This is a genomic window from Salipiger pentaromativorans (assembly GCF_024721115.1).
Classification (GTDB): Bacteria; Pseudomonadota; Alphaproteobacteria; order Rhodobacterales; family Rhodobacteraceae; genus Salipiger; species Salipiger pentaromativorans.
Map to the genome: position 1 here is coordinate 111,843 of NZ_JAMDHK010000011.1, position 18,598 is coordinate 130,440.

18 protein-coding genes and 1 tRNA gene are annotated in these 18,598 nt (G+C 66.8%); 8 read left to right on the forward strand and 11 right to left on the reverse strand.

From position 1 onward, the window contains the following. The 3 genes from M4578_RS16310 to M4578_RS16320 are packed head-to-tail and all read left to right on the forward strand — an operon-like array spanning position 1 to position 4,401. Complete coding sequence (locus M4578_RS16310) at positions 1-2,187, forward strand: ATP-binding cassette domain-containing protein (protein WP_258094426.1); 2,187 nt, start codon at positions 1-3, stop codon at positions 2,185-2,187. Between the two features lie 5 nt (positions 2,188-2,192). Further along, positions 2,193-3,374, forward strand: a complete 1,182-nt coding sequence (locus M4578_RS16315) for an HlyD family type I secretion periplasmic adaptor subunit (protein WP_258094353.1) — start codon at positions 2,193-2,195, stop codon at positions 3,372-3,374. Positions 3,375-3,405: 31 nt separating this feature from the next. Then, on the forward strand, positions 3,406-4,401 hold the full coding sequence (locus tag M4578_RS16320; RefSeq protein WP_258094354.1) for a DMT family transporter: 996 nt from the start codon (positions 3,406-3,408) through the stop codon (positions 4,399-4,401). Here the strand turns inward: M4578_RS16320 and M4578_RS16325 are convergent. After that, positions 4,292-5,101 carry an ABC transporter permease gene (locus M4578_RS16325; RefSeq protein WP_258094355.1) on the reverse strand — a complete coding sequence of 270 codons (810 nt, stop codon included), beginning with the start codon at positions 5,099-5,101 and terminating at the stop codon, positions 4,292-4,294. The genes M4578_RS16320 and M4578_RS16325 overlap by 110 nt on opposite strands. 119 nt (positions 5,102-5,220) lie before the next feature. Here M4578_RS16325 and M4578_RS16330 point away from each other — a divergent pair, with 119 nt between their 5' ends. The 3 genes from M4578_RS16330 (at position 5,221) to rimO (ending at position 9,349) form a co-directional block, all read left to right on the forward strand. After that, positions 5,221-5,814 (forward strand): GcrA family cell cycle regulator, encoded by a 594-nt coding sequence (locus tag M4578_RS16330; RefSeq protein ID WP_258094356.1) that lies wholly within the window; start codon positions 5,221-5,223, stop codon positions 5,812-5,814. Positions 5,815-6,453: 639 nt separating this feature from the next. Beyond that, positions 6,454-7,932, forward strand: coding sequence for a hypothetical protein (locus tag M4578_RS16335; protein ID WP_258094357.1), 1,479 nt, complete (start codon positions 6,454-6,456; stop codon positions 7,930-7,932). Between the two features lie 34 nt (positions 7,933-7,966). Continuing rightward, positions 7,967-9,349, forward strand: a complete 1,383-nt coding sequence (rimO, locus tag M4578_RS16340) for a 30S ribosomal protein S12 methylthiotransferase RimO (protein WP_258094358.1) — start codon at positions 7,967-7,969, stop codon at positions 9,347-9,349. Between the two features lie 434 nt (positions 9,350-9,783). On the opposite strand, the gene M4578_RS16345 is transcribed toward rimO, so the two are convergent. Together M4578_RS16345 and M4578_RS16350 are read right to left on the reverse strand one after the other, a co-directional pair. Further along, positions 9,784-10,668, reverse strand: a complete 885-nt coding sequence (locus M4578_RS16345) for a helix-turn-helix transcriptional regulator (RefSeq protein ID WP_258094359.1) — start codon at positions 10,666-10,668, stop codon at positions 9,784-9,786. Next, complete coding sequence (locus tag M4578_RS16350) at positions 10,655-11,116, reverse strand: hypothetical protein (protein ID WP_258094360.1); 462 nt, start codon at positions 11,114-11,116, stop codon at positions 10,655-10,657. The genes M4578_RS16345 and M4578_RS16350 overlap by 14 nt, the downstream gene beginning before the upstream one ends. Positions 11,117-11,456: 340 nt before the next feature. On the opposite strand from M4578_RS16350, the gene M4578_RS16355 reads away from it, so the two are divergent. Then, positions 11,457-12,047: a thymidine kinase gene (locus tag M4578_RS16355; protein ID WP_258094361.1), complete on the forward strand. Its 591-nt coding sequence runs from the start codon at positions 11,457-11,459 to the stop codon at positions 12,045-12,047. A gap of 39 nt (positions 12,048-12,086) precedes the next feature. On the opposite strand, the gene M4578_RS16360 is transcribed toward M4578_RS16355, so the two are convergent. From M4578_RS16360 to dapF, 5 genes are all read right to left on the reverse strand, one after another. Further along, a complete protein-coding gene (locus M4578_RS16360) occupies positions 12,087-12,779 on the reverse strand; it encodes a CDP-alcohol phosphatidyltransferase family protein (protein ID WP_258094362.1) in 693 nt (230 codons plus the stop codon). Between the two features lie 106 nt (positions 12,780-12,885). Then, the gene (locus tag M4578_RS16365) at positions 12,886-13,506 is read right to left on the reverse strand and encodes an FMN-binding negative transcriptional regulator (protein ID WP_258094363.1); all 621 of its coding nucleotides are present in this window, start codon (positions 13,504-13,506) and stop codon (positions 12,886-12,888) included. Between the two features lie 18 nt (positions 13,507-13,524). After that, positions 13,525-14,052: a chloramphenicol phosphotransferase CPT family protein gene (locus M4578_RS16370; RefSeq protein ID WP_258094364.1), complete on the reverse strand. Its 528-nt coding sequence runs from the start codon at positions 14,050-14,052 to the stop codon at positions 13,525-13,527. After that, positions 14,049-15,302: a tRNA (N(6)-L-threonylcarbamoyladenosine(37)-C(2))-methylthiotransferase MtaB gene (gene mtaB, locus M4578_RS16375; RefSeq protein ID WP_258094365.1), complete on the reverse strand. Its 1,254-nt coding sequence runs from the start codon at positions 15,300-15,302 to the stop codon at positions 14,049-14,051. Before mtaB ends, M4578_RS16370 begins: the two co-directional genes overlap by 4 nt. Then, on the reverse strand, positions 15,299-16,129 hold the full coding sequence (gene dapF, locus M4578_RS16380) for a diaminopimelate epimerase (RefSeq protein WP_258094366.1): 831 nt from the start codon (positions 16,127-16,129) through the stop codon (positions 15,299-15,301). Before dapF ends, mtaB begins: the two co-directional genes overlap by 4 nt. A gap of 116 nt (positions 16,130-16,245) precedes the next feature. Between dapF and M4578_RS16385 the strand changes: the two genes are divergently transcribed. After that, positions 16,246-16,321 (forward strand) — tRNA-Lys (locus M4578_RS16385). Positions 16,322-16,752: 431 nt separating this feature from the next. Here M4578_RS16385 and M4578_RS16390 read toward each other — a convergent pair. From M4578_RS16390 to M4578_RS16400, 3 genes are all read right to left on the reverse strand, one after another. Further along, positions 16,753-17,007, reverse strand: coding sequence for a hypothetical protein (locus M4578_RS16390; RefSeq protein ID WP_258094367.1), 255 nt, complete (start codon positions 17,005-17,007; stop codon positions 16,753-16,755). 443 nt (positions 17,008-17,450) lie between these two features. Further along, complete coding sequence (locus M4578_RS16395) at positions 17,451-18,077, reverse strand: pyridoxamine 5'-phosphate oxidase family protein (RefSeq protein WP_258094368.1); 627 nt, start codon at positions 18,075-18,077, stop codon at positions 17,451-17,453. A 2-nt stretch (positions 18,078-18,079) separates the two neighbouring features. Beyond that, entirely contained in the window at positions 18,080-18,544 is a 465-nt protein-coding gene (locus M4578_RS16400) for a nuclear transport factor 2 family protein (RefSeq protein ID WP_258094369.1), read from the reverse strand. Positions 18,545-18,598: the final 54 nt, after the last annotated feature.

An 18,598-nucleotide genomic window follows, 5' to 3' on the forward strand; every position in this document is an offset into this window, starting at 1 on the left:
ATGCTGGCGGGCCAGGCCCGCAAGGCGGCGCTGCGTGCGGTGCCACAGGATGCCCCGGCCAATACACCGGGGCCCGCGCCGCGCCATTCCGACCGGGTGCGGGCGCGCAGCGACCTGATCCGGGTGCTGGCGGGATTGCGGGGGATCGAGGCCAAGGCGCCCGACATCCTCGAGGCCTTGTCGCGTCACGAAGGCGCCGATGGCGGCATCGGCGCAAATGCGCTGCGCGCGGGGTTGACGGCGGCGGGGTTGCTGCCGGAAACGCAGGAGCCCGACAGACTGGTGCCCGGTCTCTGGCCGGCGCTGGCGCTGATGACCAACGGTCAGGCAGTGCTGGTGCTGGAGCAGGAGGCGGGCGGGCTGACGATCTACGATGCCGGCGCTCCCGGCCGCCGCGCCGAGGTGCCGCTTGGCGAGTTCGCGCCCTATTTCTCGGGAACGCTGCTGCGGGCCGAGGCGCCGGTGCAGGCGCTGTCGGAGACCCATGCCGCAACGGCGGGAGAGGCGCATTGGTTCTGGGGGCAGTTCCACCGTTTTACCCGTGCCTTCGGCGAGGTGGCGCTGGGGTCGTTTGTGGCGAATCTGCTGGCGGTTTCGGTCGCGCTGTTTTCGCTTCAGGTCTATGACCGGGTGATCCCGCATCAGTCGGAAAGCACGCTTTGGGTGCTGGCCGCCGGCGCCTTCATGGCGCTGCTGCTCGAGGCTTTCCTGAAAGTCGCGCGGTCGCAACTGCTCGACGGGGCGGGGCGGCAGATCGAGATGACCGTGCAGGAGCTGCTGATGGCGCGGCTGCTGGGGATGCGCTCGGACACGCCGGGCCGCTCGCCCGCGCAGCTTTTCTCGTCGATGCGCGAATTCGGTTCGGTGCGCGAGTTCTTTACCGCCTCCACCGTGGGGGCGCTGGCGGATATTCCCTTCATCTTTGTCTTCCTGCTGCTGGTCTGGTCCATCGCCGGGCCCGTCGTCGGGGTACTGATCCTCGGCGGCGTGCTGATGGTGCTGCCGGGGGTCTTCATGCAGAAGCGCATGATCCGCCTGACGCGGGAGATGCAGGGCGCCTCGGCCAAGCAATCGCGGCTGTTGCAGGAAACCGTGGTCGAGCTGGACACGATCAAGTCGCAGCGCGCCGAAGACCGGTTCCGCCGGCTCTGGGAAGAGCTGACGGCGGTGCAGGCGCTGAAATCCTCCGAACAGCGCCGCCTTTCGGCGATCCTCACCTTCTGGAGCCAGGGCATCCAGCAGGCCACCTATGTCACTGCGGTGATCTCCGGCACCTATCTGGTCTTCGCGGGGGAATTCACCGTGGGCTCGATCATCGCCACCGGCATCCTGACCTCGCGCACGCTGGCTCCGCTGACGCAGCTTTCCGGCATCATGGCGCGCTGGGGCAATGTCAAAGGCGCGCTCGACGGGCTCGACGGCATCGCCCATGCGGCGCAGGACCGCTCGGCCAGTCGCAGCTATCTGCGCCGAGACCACCTGCGCGGCCAGTACGAGCTGCGCGACGTGACGTTCCGCTACGATCCCGAGGGGGCCTCGGTGGTCGATCTGCAAACGCTCGCGATCCAGCCGGGGCAGACGCTTGCCATCCTCGGGGCGAACGGGTCGGGAAAATCGACCCTGCTCAAGATGCTCACCGGGCTTTATGCGCCGGCATCGGGCAAGCTGCTCATCGACGGCACCGAAATGGCGCAGATCGAGCCGCGCGACCTGCGCCGCTGCATCGGCTATCTGGGGCAGGACGTGCGGCTGTTTCACGGCACGCTGCGCGACAACCTGAACCTCTCGCTGCTCGAGCGCGACGACGCGCGGCTTTACGAGGCGCTGGATTTCGCGGGGCTCGGGCAATATGTGAAGGCGCATCCCAAGGGGCTCGATCTCGACATCCGCGACGGCGGCGAGGGGTTGTCGGTGGGGCAGCGGCAAAGCATCGGCTGGGCGCGGCTCTGGTTGCAGGATCCCGACATCTGCCTGCTGGACGAGCCCACCGCCGCGCTTGACCAGACGTTGGAAAAGACACTGATCTCGCGGCTCGAGGGCTGGCTGAAGGGGCGCACCGCCGTCATCGCCACCCATCGCGTGCCGATCCTGGCGCTGGCCGACCGGACCATGGTGCTGGCCCATGGCCGCCTGGCCATCGACGGGCCGCGCGACCAGGTGCTCGGCCATCTGCGCAAGGGGGCCTGACGACCATGGCGACCAGTTCCACCACTCTGTCCGCCCAGCTCTTTCGCGATCTTCGCGGGCCCTCCCTGACGGTCTGGCTCTGTGCCATTTCGGTCTGGGCCTTCATCCTCTGGGCCGCCTATGCCTGGGTCGACGAGATCGTGCGCGCCGAGGGGCAGATCATCTCGTCCTCGCGGCCGCAGATCATCCAGAACCTCGAAGGCGGCATTCTGTCCGAGCTTCTGGTCAAGGAAGGCGACGAGGTGTTGCGCGGCGACGTGCTGGCGCGGCTGCACGGCACCAAGTTCCAGTCTTCCGTGGACGATCTTCAGGACCAGATCACCGCTCTCGAGATTCGCCGACTGCGGCTCGAGGCGGAACTGGCGGGGGTCTCGGCATTCGACGTTCCCGCAGCTTTGGCACGGCGCAGCCCGGACATGGTACAGTCGGAAGGCGCGCTTCTGGCGGCGCGGCAGGACGATTTCTCGACCCGGGCCACCGGTGCGAAACGGGTGCTGGACCAGGCGTTCAACGAGCTGAAGCTGCTTGAGGATCTGCTCGACAAGAAGGTCGTGGCGCTGATCGAGGTGACCCGCGCTCGCAAGGCCTATGCCGATGCCAAGATCCGCTACGAAGAGATCGTCACGCAGACCGAGCTGACGCGGGCGACGGAGTATTCCGACACGCTGAAGGAGCTGGCAACGCTGCGCCAGAACCTCAAGGCGTCGCAGGATCAGTTGACGCGGACGGTTCTGGTCTCGCCCATGCATGGCGTGGTGAACGGGCTGAACGTCACCACCATCGGCGGCGTGGTGCGTCCGGGCGAAGAGATCATGCAGATCATTCCGATGGACGAAGAGCTTTTCGTCGAGGCGCAGGTGGCGCCCGAGAACATCGCCAATATCCGCCGCGGGCAGGAGGCGACGATCAAGCTCACCGCCTATGATTACACGATCTACGGCACGCTCAAGGGCCGGGTCGATGTGATCTCGGCGGACACGTTCAAGGACGAGCGCCGCCCCGAGGCCGAGGCGCATTACAAGGTGACGGTGCGGGTCGACCGTGCCGCGCTGACCGACCGGCAGGCGGGGATCGAGATCCGCCCCGGGATGCAGGCGCAGGTCGAGCTGCACACCGGGGAAAAGACCGTGCTGCAATATCTTCTCAAGCCGCTCTACAAATCCCGCGAGGCGTTCCGCGAGCCCTGAGGGGTGCGCGGCTGCCCTTGCCAATCCGGGTATGAAGGCGCACATCGCGGCCATGGATGTCCGGCCCAACCCGCCTCTCGCCGCCGCGCTGACGCTGCTGGCCTCCGCCTTCGTGGCGGGGACGACGTTGCTGGCCAAGATGCTCGGCACCGAGACGCTGGGCCCGCCGCTGCACCCGTTGCAGGTCAGTCAGGGGCGGTTTCTCTTCGCGCTGATGGCGTTCTCGAGCGCGGCGCTGATCCTGCGGCCGCGCCTGACCCGGCCCGCCTGGGCGACCCACACGCTGCGGGTGGTGTTCGGCTGGGGCGGGGTAAGTTTCATGTTCGCCGCCGCCGCTTTCATTCCGCTGTCCGATGCCACCGCCATCAGCTTTCTGAACCCGGTCGTGGCGATGTTGCTGGCGATCCCGCTGCTTGGCGAAAAGGTCGGGCGCTGGCGCGTCTCGGCTGCCGTGATCGCGGTGGTGGGCGCAATGGTGCTGCTGCGCCCGACCCCGGAGGCCTTTCAGCCGGCGGCGCTTCTGGCGCTGGGCGCGGCGCTGTCTCTGGGCTGCGAACTGGTGGTCATCAAGCGGCTGACGCAGCGCGAGGGGGCGTTCCAGATCCTGCTGATCAACAATCTGATCGGGGCGCTCATCGCCAGTGCCGCCGCCCTGGCGGTCTGGCAGGCGCCGACGCCGGGGCAATGGGCGGCGCTGGCCGGGCTCGGCCTGCTCATGGCCGCGGCGCAGGTCTGTTTCGTCAACGCGATCCGCCGCGCCGACGCCAGCTTCGTCTCGCCCTTCTGGTATGCCACGCTGGTCTTTGCCGCGCTCTACGACTACCTGATCTTCGCCGAGGCGCCGGACGCGGTGTCGGGCCTGGGCGCGGCGATCATCGTCGCGGGGGCGGCGCTGCTGGCCTGGCGCGAGGCGCGGCTCAGGCCTTCAGGCGCCAGCCCGTCCGGAACAGGCCCCATGCCGCTAGCAGCACCGCCGCCGTCGCCGCCAGAGCCACCAGAAAGCCAAAGCCCGGGGCCGCGTCGCTGACCCCCAGCATGCCGTAGCGGGCGCCGTCGATCAGGTAGAAGACCGGATTGAAGTGGGTGATCTCGTACAGCACCGGCGGCAGCGCCTCGACCGAATAGAAGGTCCCCGAGAGGAAGGCGAGCGGCGTCACGAGGAAATTCGTGATCGCGGCCATCTGGTCGAACTTCATCGCCCAGAGCCCGGCCAGCATTCCCAGCGCCGACAGGAAGGCCGCGCCCAGCGTCACGAAGACCAGCAGGGTCAGGGGATGCGCCGGGGTCAGCCCGGTGGCGGCCCAGAGTCCCAGGGTGATCGCCAGCGCCACCAGCAGCCCGCGCGCCACGCCGCCGGCAAGATAGCCCAGCACCAGCTCGAACGGCGCCAGCGGCGGCATCAGCGTATCGACGATATTGCCCTGCACCTTCGAGATCACGATGGAGGAGGAGGTGTTGGCAAAGGCGTTCTGGATCACCGTCATCATCAGGATGCCCGGCGCGATGAAGCTGGTGAAGGGCACGCCCATCACATCGCCGCGCCGCGGCCCGATGGCGATGGTGAAGATCAGCAGAAACAGCCCGGCGGTCACCAGCGGCGCCAGCAGCGTCTGCGTCCAGACCGAGGTGAAGCGCAGCACCTCGCGCCGGCAGAGCGTGTAGAGCCCCAGCCAGTTGACGCGGCCAAAGCGGCGTTCGCCGGGTGTGGGGTGGGGAATATCGGTCATGCGGATGCCTTTCCTCTGCGGGCTTGGCTTGTAACTCGGATGGCGATGACTACAATAGGGCCACCCGCGGAATTTCCAGGCGGCCCCGCCGTGGGCCGCTTTTTCAATAAGGAACAGCCATGTCCTGGACCGATGAGCGCGTCGAGCTGCTGAAGAAGATGTGGGCGGAAGGCCAGTCCGCCAGCCAGATCGCCAAAGAGCTGGGCGGTGTCACGCGCAACGCCGTGATCGGCAAGGTCCATCGTCTGGGCCTGTCGAACCGCACCGGAGCGGCCGGTGGCGCCGCAGCGGCGGCCCCGGCGAAAGAGGTGAAGGCCCCGAAAGAGGCCAAGGCCAAGCCGGCTCCGAAGCCGGCCGAACCCGAGGTTGCCGCCAAGCCGCGCGAGCCCGCAGCGCCCGTGGCCGAAACGCGCCCGGCGACGCTGCCCGCGCGCAAGCAGATCATCCCGGCGGGCCAACCGCTGCCGCCGCAGCCCTCGGCCAACGAGATCAGCCCCGAGGCCTTGGCCAAGGTCAGCGAGATCGAGAAGAAGGCCAAGAAGCTGACGCTGATGGAGCTGACCGAGCGCACCTGCAAATGGCCGGTGGGCGACCCGGCGACCGAGGATTTCTGGTTCTGCGGGCTGCCGGTGCAGCAGGGCAAACCCTATTGCGAGGCGCATGTGGGCGTGGCCTTCCAGCCGATGTCCTCGCGCCGCGACCGGCGGCGGTGACGCAATCGCCCCTTGGGGAACGACGACAGCGGGGCGCCGGCGATGGCAGCCCCGCTTTGTTTTCCTGGGATCGGAGCAATGCAGCTTCGTGCTTACCAGCCCTGCATGTTGTGCCGTGGCAGGGGGGCTTGATCCGTGTGCTGCGGAAGCGCCATGTCGTGGCGCTCGGTCTCGGTGAGACGTGCCATCCTGCGCGTTTCGCGCCAGGCGCAATCACGCTGGATCAGCCAAGCCAGACCGCGCAGAGCGATGGCGACAGGGCCCGGTGACCACCGGGTGTTGGGGGGCGTGACGCTGGAAACGGTCTGGCGGGGCATCGTAAAGTCCTTTCGGGCTGAGGGGTGATCTGCCTTCCAGACTGACGTTCGAGCGCAAGAGATCCGCAAAATTCGGCGTCAAAGTCTCGGCAGGTTTCGCAAAACCTGCGCAATACTGCTAAGCTTTCTCCGTAAATTCTGGTTTGTCATTGTGAATGCACTGAAATCCGATGGTCATTTCCAACCGCGACCCATGCTGACGATCCATCTCACAGGCCCTTTCCGGCTCACAGGTGCCGGAGCTCCGGACCAGATTTCGCGCCGGGCACAGGCGATGCTGGCCTTTCTGGCGCAGCAGCCCGGCATGCGGGCCGAACGTGGGGTGCTGGCCGATCTGCTCTGGTCGGAGCGGGCGGAAGAGCAGGCACGGGCGTCGCTGCGGCAAGAGCTTTCGGTGTTGCGCAAGATGCTGCCCGAAGGTGTGTTGGATGCTGATCGCCAGCTTGTCCGGCTCGACCCCTCGCGAGTTGCGGTCGATCGTTCCGGTTTCGGAGACTTCCTGGAAGGGTTCGACCTTGCTTCGGAACGGTTTGAGGACTGGTTGCGCCAGGAGCGTTCCGCGCAAGGGGAGCAGGCGCGCGAACGGTCCATACCGGAGCTCCCGGCACGGGAAACCCGGCCCGGTCTGGCCGTGCTGCCGTTCGAGGCATTTGGAGCGGACGACAGAGATATGTTCGCCGACGGTGTCGTCGAGGACATCACCTCCGCGCTTTCCCGTGTTCGAGGGTTTCATGTCATCGCGCGCCAGTCAGCCTTTGCGCTGAAAGGCGAACGGCTTGATATTCCCGCCGCCGGCGCGCGGCTCGGGGTGAACTATGTCGTGGAGGGATCGGTGCGCCGGTCGGGCGACAGGGTGCGCATTGCGGTACAGCTTGTTGCGGCGCGTGATGGTCGAACGCTCTGGGCTGAACGGTTTGACGACCGTCTGGACGATCTTTTCGATCTACAGGATCGGATCGCGGCAAAGGTCGCCGGGCAGGTTGCCCCACATTTGCGGGCCGCCGAGATTGCGCGCGCCAACCGCCGGGTGCCCGAAGAACGCAGCGCCTACGAGATGACACTGACCGCGCTGCCGCATTTCTGGTCTCACCGGCGGGAAGAAACGCTCAAGGCCATCGGCTATCTGGATCAGGCGCTTGCGCATTCTCCCGACTATCTTCCCGCGCTGGCCTATAAGTCTTGGTGTCATGCGCATCAGTGCTGCTATCTCTGGAGTGCCGACGGACATTCCGACCGCGACACGGCGCTTTCGCTGCTGGCCCGTGCGCGTCCACTTGTGCAGGACGATGCCGCCGTTCTGGTCGCCCTTGGCGCGGTTTGCTCCATTGCAGGGAACGATTTCGAACAAGCCGAAGCCTTTGTGAACCGCGCCCTTCAGCTCGATCCGAACAATGCCTGGGGCTGGCTTCGCAAGGGTTGGAATGGGCTCTATCGCGGCAGGTTTCAGGAGGCGCTGGATGCGTTCGATCGCTGCGAACAGCTCAGCCCGCTTGACCCGTTTCACTTCAATGTCCTGTTCGGTCGCTCTGCCGTCATGCGCTCGCTGAACCGGTTCGATGAATCGATCGCCCTTGTCTATGAAGGGCTCCGGGCGGGGCCGGGAGTGACCTGGGCCTACCGCATGCTCTTCGCTACGCTCTGGATGGCTGGCCGCAAGGACGAGGCGTTGGAGGCGGGGCGGCTTTGGCGAAGCACCAATCCGGGGCTAACGCCCGAGCTAATGTCTACGCTCCTGCCCAAATGGACGCACGACCCGGAATATCTCGTTGCGCTCAAGCAGCTTTGGGAGCTCGAGGATTAGGGCGGGGCTTTTCCGGCGCCACGATCCCGCTTATATGCCGCCCATGCAGAATCCCCCCGACCTGCGCCCGGATCTCGCGCGCGCCCGTATCTCCGAGACGAAACGCGACGGCCAGCCGACCATCGGCATGGTCTCTCTCGGCTGTCCCAAGGCGCTGGTCGACAGCGAGCGCATCCTCACAAGGCTGCGCGCCGAGGGCTATGGCATCTCGCCCGATTACAGCGGCGCCGATGCGGTGATCGTCAATACCTGCGGCTTTCTCGACAGCGCCAAGGCGGAAAGCCTCGAGGCCATCGGCGAGGCGCTGAGCGAGAACGGCAAGGTGATCGTCACCGGCTGTCTGGGCGCCGAGCCCGAATATATCACCGGGGTGCATCCCAAGGTGCTGGCCGTCACCGGCCCGCATCAATACGAGCAGGTTCTGGACGCGGTGCATGGCGCCGTGCCGCCCTCGCCCGATCCCTTCGTGGATCTGCTGCCGGCGAGCGGGGTGAGCCTCACGCCGCGGCATTACAGCTATCTGAAGATCTCCGAGGGCTGCAACCACGCCTGCAAGTTCTGCATCATCCCCGACATGCGCGGCAAGCTCGTCTCGCGGCCCGCGAAGGCGGTGCTGCGCGAGGCGGAAAAGCTGGTCGAGGCGGGGGTGAAGGAGCTGCTGGTGATCAGCCAGGACACCAGCGCCTATGGCACCGACTGGAGGGACCGTGAGGAGAAATTCCCGATCCTGCCGCTGGTGCGCGATCTGGGCGGGCTCGGCGCCTGGGTGCGGCTGCATTACGTCTACCCCTATCCGCATGTGCGCGATCTGGTGCCGATGATGATCGGCGCGGCCGAGGCCGGCGCGGGCAAGGTGCTGCCCTATCTCGACATCCCGTTCCAGCACGCCCATCCCGACACGCTGCGGCGCATGGCGCGGCCTGCGGCGGCGGCCAGAACGCTGGACGAGATCGCCGCCTGGCGGGACATCTGCCCCGACATCGTGCTGCGTTCGACCTTCATCGTCGGCTACCCGGGCGAGACCGAGGCGGAGTTCCAGACCCTGCTCGACTGGATGGACGAGGCGCAGCTCGACCGGGTGGGCTGCTTTCAATACGAGGATGTGGCGGGGGCGCGGTCGAACGCGCTGCCCGATCATGTGGCGCCCGAGATCAAGCAGGAGCGCTGGGAGCGCTTCATGGAAAAGGCGCAGGAGATTTCGGAGGCCAAGCTGGCCGCCAAGGTCGGCAGGCGGATCGAGGTCATCGTCGATCTGGTCGAGGAGGATGCCGCCACCTGCCGGACCATGGCCGATGCGCCCGAGATCGACGGCAACCTCTTCATCGACGAGGGCCACGAGCGGCTGAGCGCCGGCGACATCGTCACCGTCGAGGTGGACGAGGCCGGGGAATACGACCTTTGGGGGCGGCTGGTCTGACGGACGCTCACGAAAGAGCGATTCGCCGGGAGGATTCTTTACCGTAAGGTAAAAATCGCCCATTTTTTTGGCGTCACCCCTGTCGATTCTGACAGTTTTTGATCCAGATCAAGTGAAAAAGCTGACGTTGCGTCGCTTTCGCAAAAGTTTGCCTTGGGACAAAATCCGCCGATTTGTGCTATGATCGGGATGTTCGGTCGGGTCAGCAGGGATGGACCAATCCGGTCTATTTGATCCGATCGCGTGGAGGGGACAGGGCCATTTCAGGCGTTGGTGTCACAGCCGCCTTTCCCACCATGCGTCCGTGATTGATCCTTTCGGGGGCAAGTGGTTTTGTATTTCTTTTCAGAGCGCTAGGAATGCTCCCGCATGTCGGGAGCATTCTTTTTGGGGGGGCGCTCCGATGGGGCGCAGCCATTGGCGGACGGGCGCGGCTACAGCACCACCGTGGGGCGCAGCACGGCGCCGCCTTCGTCCATCTCGACCAGGATCTGTGCCTCGGCGTCTCCGGGGCGGTTCAGCGGATCGGGCAGCACCCCCAGCGACATGGCCAGGGCCGCGAGCTCGGCGCGCGAGGTCATTCCGGTGTTCTGCGACAGGGCGCTCAGCCGCTGGCGCACCGCCGAGACCGAGACCCGCAGCCGGTCGGCGATCTGCTTGTCCTGTAGCCCCGCGCCGATCAGTTCGAGCAGTTCGAGCTGCTTGGGGGTGATGCGGTTGCGTTCGGGGAATTCGCGGCCGAAGTGATACATGTAGCGCTGAAAGCCGGTCAGCGCGGCGGTGGTCAGCGTCCAGCCATGGGCGTTGATGATGGTCAGCATGTCGCGGCGCGAGTGATCGCCGCCGAAGGTGATCAGTGCGGCCTGCGGCGGGGCGTTGTAGCGCAGCGGTACGGAATAGCCAGCCCGCATCCCGCGCCGCGCCGCATCCCGCAGCACCTCGACCCGGGCCTCGGGCAGCGGCTTGTATTCGTCGAGAAACTCGAGCCCCACCGCGATGGGGGTGAGGTGATCCATCGCGTGGCTGCGGAAATAGGACCAGCGCGCCAGCTCGGGGTCGCTGTTATGCGCGCTGAGCCAGGAGGCATCGTAGGAGGTGCGGATGAAGCGGGTCTTCTTCCAGTCGCGCCAGGAGCTTGCGGAAATGAGATCGACGAAGGGAAGCTGCAATTCGCGCCCGAGGGCCACGATCAGACGCCATACCTCGAGTGAGCTCTCCGCCGTTTCCAGCCTGAGCAGGAAGCGCTGGAGGAGGTCGGGAACGTGACGCTCTGCCGCGCAGGTTTCGCGGCTCGGAGGCGTGGCATCAGGCAGTTTCATCCTCCAGATGCAGTTTCATGTCGATCAGCACTTTCTGAATGGCGAGGGTTTCCTTCAGCAGACGCCGGGCCTCGTTGGCCGAAATCACGCCATCCTCGATCGACTGGTGATATTCCGCCATCAGCATGGCAAAACGCTGGCTAAGCACGACCACATCGCTGTTGATGCCGCCGCCTTCGCGCGGCGCGTTCCGGCGCTCGCTGTCGTAATGCAGCGCGATCCCCTTCAGCTCGGCCAGGGCCGAGGTGACATGCGGATAGGAGGCGGCCTCTTCGAGCGCGGCAACGGCGTCGATCGGCATGAAGCGGTCCTCATGCTCGGGGTAGTCGGAGTAATACCGCCCCAGCGTCGCCTTGGACTTCCCTGTGAGTTTGCACGCCGGTTCGATGCCGACATCCTTCACAAGGGCTTCGGTGTGTTTCTTGAGATAACGTCCGACACTCGACATCTGCAAAGCTCTCAGCCCCTTCTGCCCCACCGTAACCGTTGGGGAACTCTCAATATCATTTCCCATTAAACGAGCCGGAAGGAAATGTCATTCCGATACCTGCCGGTTCGCCGGCTGTACGAGTGGCCGATGCCCAACATCGGTGCAAGGGTAAGATGGCGGCGCCCGTTCCGTGAGGCCGGGGCGGTCTGCCGTCAGGAAAAGAACTGGCGCGGTGGAGGCCGGAGACCCCCGGGGGCATGCCCCCACGGCCTGCCCATCGCGCCGCTTTTTCCGTTGGCGAAAGGACGCAGCCTTTCCCGCTTGCGCGGCGGCGTGGGCTGCGGCATGGCTCTGCCCCATGGCCAAGCTCTATTTCAACTATTCCACCATGAACGCCGGCAAATCGACCCTGCTCTTGCAGGCGGCGCACAACTATGGCGAACGCGGGATGGAGGTCTATCTGCTGACCGCCCGGCTCGACACACGGGCAGGCGAGGGGCGGATCGGATCGCGCATCGGGCTGGGGCGCCCGGCGGATACCTTCACCCCGACGGACGATCTCTTTGCGCGGCTTGCGGCGCGTCAGGCCGAGGGGCCGGTCGCCTGCGTCTTCGTGGACGAGGCGCAGTTTCTGACCGAGGCACAGGTCTGGCAACTGGCGCGGGTGGCCGACGATCTGGGGATTCCGGTGATGGCCTACGGGCTGCGGGTGGATTTCCGCGGGCAGCTTTTTCCGGGCTCGGCGGTGCTGCTGGCGCTGGCCGACACGCTGCGCGAGGTGCGCACGATCTGCCATTGCGGGCGCAAGGCGACCATGGTGATCCGCCAGGATGCCGAGGGGACGCCGGTGATCGACGGCGATCAGGTGCAGATCGGCGGCAACGAGACCTATGTCTCGCTCTGCCGCAGGCATTGGCGCGAGGCGGTGGGCGACCGGGTGCCGGAGTAGGCGCGGGGCGGGCGGTGGGCAAGATTGCCCACCCTACGGTCAGGCGCGCCTTGGCAGGATCTGCTGCGCGATGCCGGCGAAGATCAGATAGAGCGAAGTGGCGACCAGCCCCCAATGCGCCCAGCTTTCGGGGTGGAAATCCACCCAGGCGGCCCAGCCGGCAAAGAAGGTCCAGGCCAGGGCCACCGGCAGCGACAGGCGCCGCCAGCGCTCTGTCCGGACGGGATGGATGAACTTCAGCGGCAGGAACATGGCCACGGCCAGCAGCGTGACCAGCGACAGGATCACCCAGAAATTCGGCTGGATCGCGAAGAGCACCAGCACAAGCATGTTCCAGCAGCCGGGGAAGCCGTGAAAGGAATTGTCCTCGGTCTTCATCCGGCTGTCGGCGAAATACAGCGCGCTGGCGAAGGTGATGACGATGATCGCCAGCCAGCCGGTCCAGCCCGGCAGCAGCCCGGAGTGGAACAGCGCGAAGGCCGGGATGAAAACGTAGGTCAGGTAGTCGATGATCAGATCCAGCAAGACGCCGTCGAAGCGCGGCGCGTTGGTCTTGACGTCGTATCTGCGCGCCAGCGGCCCGTCGAGCCCATCGACGAAGAACGCCACCACCAGCCACAGAAACATGACCGACCAGCGTTCCTGAGCGGCGGCCAGCAGGGCAAGCATCGCGAAGACGGCGCCGGTCGCGGTGAAGAGATGGACGAGCAGGGCCTGTGAGGTGCGTGACATGCGCGTGTCATGAAGCATCCGGGCCGCAATCGCAAACCAAGTTTGCGCGGGGAAGGCCCTTCCCGGCACCGATCCGGAGGGTTTTCCACCGTGCCCGGAGAGGCGCTCAGCTTTCCGGCGGGGTGCGCATGAGCTGCGCCAGCGCGGCGAGTTCCTGGCCGATACCGCCCTCGACCGCTTCGGCCGCGGCAAGGCGCCCGGGTTCGGGCTTGTTCTGGCCGAGCTTCCAGGTGCTATCGACCGTCTCGATCTCGAGCCGGAAGGGCAGGATCATGCGCAGCAGCTTGCGCTTGGCCTCGTCCGACATCTTGTCGAGCGTCCAGGGCGTCTTGGGCAGGCGGGTCTCGAAGCCGGCGGATTGCGCGGCGAGCATCGGCTCCAGCGTTTCGGTTGGCAGCGGGATCAGCCGCCCGGTCAGATGCACCGCCACATAATTCCAGGTCGGCACCTGCTCGGGGCCCAGGGCGTACCAGTCGGGTGAGACATAGCCGTCGGGGCCGTTGACGGCGAGTCGCGCGGGCAGCGCGTCCCCCATGGCGCGGCAGATGGGGTTGGAGCGCACGAGGTGAAGATCGGCATGCGTGCCATCGGCGGAGAGCAGGAAGGGCACATGGCTGAGCAGCGGCGCGCCCTGCGTCGACACCGCCAGCGTTCCGAAGGCCCGGTCGCGGACGAAGCTCAGGCTCTGCGCTTCGGGTGTGCCGCGGAAGGTCGGGTTGGGGTGCATCGGGGAAACCTCCTGAGGTCAGCCGGTGAAAAAGGCCGAACGGGCCGCGCAGGGCTCAGCCAGCGCGCCCAGCACATGGCGGGCATTCGTCTCGGGCGCTGCGGTGCCGTCCAGCGTGAGATCGTAGCGCAGGCCGGCATGGATGCGCGCCGCGTCCTCGGCGGCGCTGCCGATACGGCGGTCGCCACGCGCCCGCTCGCGGCGGGCCAGGAGATCGGTCGGGGTGAAAAGCCCGACAAACAGCACCTGGTGCGCGCAAAGCAGGGTTTGCAACCGCCGGCGCCAGCCGGGCGTGTCGAGGATATGTTCGACGATCAGATTGCAGCCGCTGTCGGCAAAGCCCGCAAGGCTGCGATGCAGCCCCTCGAAGACCGCGGCGCGGATTTGTGGCCAGTCGCGGCGGTCGGGCGGCGGCAGGGCGCCGCCATCGCGGTAGGTGTCGAAGGAGAGCCGCAGGAACGGCGCGGGGGCTTGGGCCTGGAGCGCTTTGGCGAGGGTGGTCTTCCCGCTGCTCGACGCGCCGTGCAGGAGGACGATCACGCTCATGCCACCAGCCGGTGGCCGTCCTGACCGGTGATCGTTGCGGTGACGATGGCCCCCTCGCTTTGCGGGCGGGTCAGCGTGACCTCGGTGAATTGCTCGGTGCGGCCCATGTCGGGGGCTTCCATCAGGATGCGATGGGTCCGGCCCTGTTGCGCGGCGAGATGCCGCGCGACCGCCGCGGCGCCCGCCGTGCGGAGCCGGGCCGCGCGTTCCTTGATCACCCGCCCGTCCACCTGCGGCATCCGGGCCGCCGGCGTGCCGGGGCGCGGCGAATAGGGGAAGACATGCAGCCAGGTCAGCGCGCAATCCTCGACCAGCTTCAGCGAGTTCTCGAAATGCGCGTCGGTCTCGGTCGGGAAGCCTGCGATGATGTCGGCGCCAAAGGTCATGTCCGGCCGCAGCTTGCGGGCCTCTTCGCTGAAGCGAATCGCGTCGTCGCGCAGATGCCGGCGCTTCATCCGCTTGAGGATCAGATCGTCGCCATGCTGTAGCGACAGGTGCAGATGCGGCATGAGGCGCGGTTCGCTGGCGATCGCCAGCATCAGGTTTTCGTCCGCCTCGATGCTGTCGATCGACGAGATGCGCAGCCGGGGCAGATCGGGCACCAGGCGCAGGATGCGCATCACGAGATCGCCCAGACGCGGTGTGCCCGGCAGATCGGCGCCCCAGCTCGTCAGATCGACGCCGGTCAGCACCACCTCGTTATAGCCAGATTGCACCAGCCGCTTGATCTGGTCCACCACGACGCCTGCGGGCACCGAGCGGGAATTGCCCCGGCCATAGGGGATGATGCAGAAGGTGCAGCGGTGGTCGCAGCCGTTCTGCACCTGAACATAGGCGCGGCTGCGGGTGCCGAACCCGTCGATCAGATGGCCGGCGGTTTCGGTCACCGACATGATGTCGTTGACCTGCACCTTCTCGGTGTCGCCGATGAAACTGCTGCTCAGGCCGGTCCAGGTCTCCGGCGCCATTTTTTCGGTGTTGCCGATGACCGCATCGACCTCGTCCATCCGGGCAAAGCTCTCGGGGTCGATCTGTGCCGCGCAGCCGGTGACGATGACCCGCGCCTGGGGATTCTCGCGCCGCAGGCGGCGAATCTCCTGACGGGCCTTGCGCACGGCCTCGGCGGTCACCGCGCAGGTGTTGATCACCACCGCGTCGCCCAGTCCGGCCTCTTCGGCCAGCGCCTTCATCGCCTCGGTCTCGTAGGCGTTCAGCCGGCAGCCCAGCGTGGTGAATTTCGGCGCGCTCATTGCGCCGCCTCCAGCCAGGCGCGGGTGAATTGCCCGTCGAAGACATGCGCTGTCGCGCCGGTCATCCAGACGCCATCCTCGCGCCAGTCGATCTCAAGCGGGCCGCCGTCCAGTTCGATGGTCACGCGGCGCCCCGTCAGCCCGCGCCGCGCGGCGGCCACAGCAGTGGCACAGGAGGACGAGCCCGAGGCCAGGGTGATGCCGACGCCACGTTCCCAGACGCGCATCCGCAGGCGGTCGGGGCCGATCAGGCTGGCCACCTGCACATTGGTGCGCTGGGGGTAGAGCGGGTGATGTTCATGCACCGGGCCGAAACGGTCGAGATCGACAGCTTCGGCATCGGCGACGAAGAAGGTGCAATGCGGGTTGCCCATGCCGGTGGCGGTGGGGCTGCCCTCGATGGGCAGCTCCAGCGTGTCCATTTCATGCGCAAGCGGGATCTCGTGCCAGTCGAGCTGCGGCGCCCCCATGTTCACCGAGGTCAGCCCGTTGCCGGCATCCTCGGCCAGCAGCGTGCCGCGTTCGGTGATCAGACGCAGCCGGGTCGCGCCGCTTTCGTCCATCAGGAACCGCGCGATGCAGCGCGTGGCGTTGCCGCAGGCGCCGGCGGTGGAGCCGTCGGCGTTGTAGAAGGTGAGTCGCGTATCGTCCTGTCCGGCCTCGATCAGCGCAAGCTGGTCGAAGCCGACGCCGCGATGGCGGTCGGCCACGGCGCGGGCGAGGGCCGGGGTGATCTCGATCTTTTGCGCACGCCCGTCGAGCACGACAAAGTCGTTTCCAAGCCCATGCATCTTCATGAAGGGTAGCGTATCGGGGGCGTGTTTCATGCGGGGGCATATACGCGCGTTGGGGGGGCCTTTCCAGAGGTCGCGCAACTTGATGCAAGAAAAGCGCGATTCAGGGGTTGACCCCGCTTCGTGCTCTTTCTAGATAGCCCGCCAGTGGGCCGTTAGCTCAGTTGGTAGAGCAACTGACTTTTAATCAGTGGGTCGCAGGTTCGAATCCTGCACGGCTCACCACTGAATCTCCAAAAAGATCAAAAAGATAAACTCCGCCGTATGCGGTGGAGGCTGGCACGCCGCCGGCGTTCGGCGCCGGTCTGGCCGGGCTACGGCTTCTGACGGCAGGCAGGCCATTTGCCGGGCGGGAGTATTTTCCCAGCGGGAGGCCTTCAACCTGATCGCGTCGGCAAAGCGCATCGCCTCCTTGCCTGAGTCGACGGTATGTCCGGGCGGCCATGACGATAGGTCGGAAAGGGCGGTCCGGCCCCTGTCGCGCGACAGCGCACACGCCGGGGTCGGACCGGGGCCGGCGCCCAACCGGGGGGAGCTGGATGGTCGGGGCCAGCCTCGCAGCGGTCGCTCCGGGATGGGGATGACCGACCGCGTCATCCGTGCCGAGCGCCTTTCGGGCGCGCGCAGGGCGGATTCAGAGCCGTCTGCGTCGGCGATTAGGCGGGAAGAGGCCCGCAAGGCGGTGCCGCCATCCCGTCGAAACCTGCGGGGGTCGCCGGAAGGCGTGTGACCGGCGTCACGCCGGTCCCGGACATCGGCTGGCCGTGATGGTCCGGCGGCGCGGCCTGGGCCCGGGCAGGCCCGCTGCCCAGCCCGAGGATGAGCGCACCTGCGGCGATGGTCACACCCGCGCCGAGAAACGCGCCGGCGATGGTCATGCCGATTGCGAGGACGCGATGTTTCAAAGTCATAATGGATCTCCTTCCCGTCGCCACGCAGGCGGGTTTCAAAGCGTTTTCCGTTGGCGGTTGGCCGTCTGTCCCGCACATCGCGCCGCTCGCCTGTGAATGGAGAGGGGATAGGATGGCGGGGATTTCGAGGTATTGATCGGGCCCGTCAGAATCTTGACGCCGCATGCCAAGGCAGAGATCACTGCTCGCGGCGGTGCGATCTGGCCTGACATGGCCGGTCCCGCAGGGGAGCGTGTGACCGGCATTTCGGCGATATTCGCGCGCAAGCTGGGGATGCGGCGCATCGCCTGCCGGACAGGGCCGCGCTTTGCGCCTCGGTCGCGCCGGTTTCTGCCGAGGACGATTCTTCCCTGCTCGAGACCATCGCGGCAAGCGCATGGCCGAACCCGCGCCTGCAAGCGATGGGAGGGGCCGCCCTCCGGCGCCTTCCGGCAGAGCGGCGCTCATCGGTCCGCGCCGGCTGAGGAGTCGCCACGGGCCGCCAGCGCAGCCTCCAGCGCCGCGATGCGGGCGTCGCGCTCGGCCAGAAGCGTTGCAACCCTGTCCAGACCGACGCGGCGGGGAATGTGCTGGGGGCAATTCACGTCCCAGGCGTCGATGTCGAACAGGATCGCGCGTTCCGGACGGCCCGTCGTCGTGTCGCCGGCAAGCCGGGCCAGCAGCGCGGGATCGTCTTCGATCACCCGGGCCCGGCCCCAGATCTTGATCCGGCGCGCGGCTTCGTAGTCGATCAGGAACAGGAACGCGCGGGTGTTCTCCGACAGGTTCCCGAGCGTCACATATTGCCGGTTGCCGGCGAAATCGGCAAAGCCGAGCCGCCGCGCGCCCAGCACCTTCAGAAAACCCTCGGGACCACCGCGATGCTGGATATAGGGGCGGCCCGCCGCGCTGGCGGTACCGAGGAAAAGGCTCGTCTGCCGGCTGGCGAAGGCCGCCAGCTCGGGGGTGACCCGGTCCGGCCAGGGACGCTGTGCCTCGAGCCGCGCATAGCCCTCGCGCGAACCCTTGGCGCTCTGGATCCCGCGCACCGCAGGGGTAAAGGCCACGTCCATCGTGCTGTGCCCGGCCATGGTCAGAGCCCCATGTCGCTGAGCGAAGGGTGATCGTCCGGGCGCCGGCCCTGGGGCCAGTGAAACAGACGCTCCGCCGCCGCGATGGGCTGGTCGTTGATGCTTGCATGGCGCAGGGCCATCAGCCCGGCATCGTCGAATTCCCAGTTCTCGTTGCCATGGGCGCGGAACCACTGCCCGTTTGTGTCGCACCATTCATAGGCGAAGCGGACGGCGATGCGGTTGCCGGCGCAGGCCCAGAGCTCCTTGACGAGCCGGTACTCGGTCTCCTTGCGCCATTTCTCCGTCAGGAAGGCCACGATCTCTGCGCGGCCGGTCAGGAATGTATCGCGATTGCGCCAGCGGCTGTCGGGGGTGTAGGCGCGCGAGACGGCCTCGGGGTCGCGGCTGTTCCAGGCGTCTTCGGCCAGCCGCACCTTATGCGCGGCGGTGTCCGGGGTGAACGGGGGAAGCGGGGGGCGGGTCATGTCGGGGTCTCCATCGGAAGGGCTGGCGACGGCCGCCGGGGCCGTCGCCAGGGC

What these genes read in the sequence shown, in the direction of transcription:
- M4578_RS16310 (WP_258094426.1), top strand. Translation starts at nt 1, where the DNA reads ATGCTGGCGGGCCAGGCCCGCAAGGCGGCGCTGCGTGCGGTGCCACAG.
- M4578_RS16315 (WP_258094353.1), top strand. Translation starts at nt 2,193, where the DNA reads ATGGCGACCAGTTCCACCACTCTGTCCGCCCAGCTCTTTCGCGATCTT.
- M4578_RS16320 (WP_258094354.1), top strand. Translation starts at nt 3,406, where the DNA reads ATGAAGGCGCACATCGCGGCCATGGATGTCCGGCCCAACCCGCCTCTC.
- M4578_RS16325 (WP_258094355.1), bottom strand. Translation starts at nt 5,101, where the DNA reads ATGACCGATATTCCCCACCCCACACCCGGCGAACGCCGCTTTGGCCGC.
- M4578_RS16330 (WP_258094356.1), top strand. Translation starts at nt 5,221, where the DNA reads ATGTCCTGGACCGATGAGCGCGTCGAGCTGCTGAAGAAGATGTGGGCG.
- rimO (WP_258094358.1), top strand. Translation starts at nt 7,967, where the DNA reads ATGCCGCCCATGCAGAATCCCCCCGACCTGCGCCCGGATCTCGCGCGC.
- M4578_RS16345 (WP_258094359.1), bottom strand. Translation starts at nt 10,668, where the DNA reads ATGAAACTGCCTGATGCCACGCCTCCGAGCCGCGAAACCTGCGCGGCA.
- M4578_RS16350 (WP_258094360.1), bottom strand. Translation starts at nt 11,116, where the DNA reads ATGTCGAGTGTCGGACGTTATCTCAAGAAACACACCGAAGCCCTTGTG.
- M4578_RS16355 (WP_258094361.1), top strand. Translation starts at nt 11,457, where the DNA reads ATGGCCAAGCTCTATTTCAACTATTCCACCATGAACGCCGGCAAATCG.
- M4578_RS16360 (WP_258094362.1), bottom strand. Translation starts at nt 12,779, where the DNA reads ATGTCACGCACCTCACAGGCCCTGCTCGTCCATCTCTTCACCGCGACC.
- M4578_RS16365 (WP_258094363.1), bottom strand. Translation starts at nt 13,506, where the DNA reads ATGCACCCCAACCCGACCTTCCGCGGCACACCCGAAGCGCAGAGCCTG.
- M4578_RS16370 (WP_258094364.1), bottom strand. Translation starts at nt 14,052, where the DNA reads ATGAGCGTGATCGTCCTCCTGCACGGCGCGTCGAGCAGCGGGAAGACC.
- mtaB (WP_258094365.1), bottom strand. Translation starts at nt 15,302, where the DNA reads ATGAGCGCGCCGAAATTCACCACGCTGGGCTGCCGGCTGAACGCCTAC.
- dapF (WP_258094366.1), bottom strand. Translation starts at nt 16,129, where the DNA reads ATGAAACACGCCCCCGATACGCTACCCTTCATGAAGATGCATGGGCTT.
- M4578_RS16390 (WP_258094367.1), bottom strand. Translation starts at nt 17,007, where the DNA reads ATGACTTTGAAACATCGCGTCCTCGCAATCGGCATGACCATCGCCGGC.
- M4578_RS16395 (WP_258094368.1), bottom strand. Translation starts at nt 18,077, where the DNA reads ATGGCCGGGCACAGCACGATGGACGTGGCCTTTACCCCTGCGGTGCGC.
- M4578_RS16400 (WP_258094369.1), bottom strand. Translation starts at nt 18,544, where the DNA reads ATGACCCGCCCCCCGCTTCCCCCGTTCACCCCGGACACCGCCGCGCAT.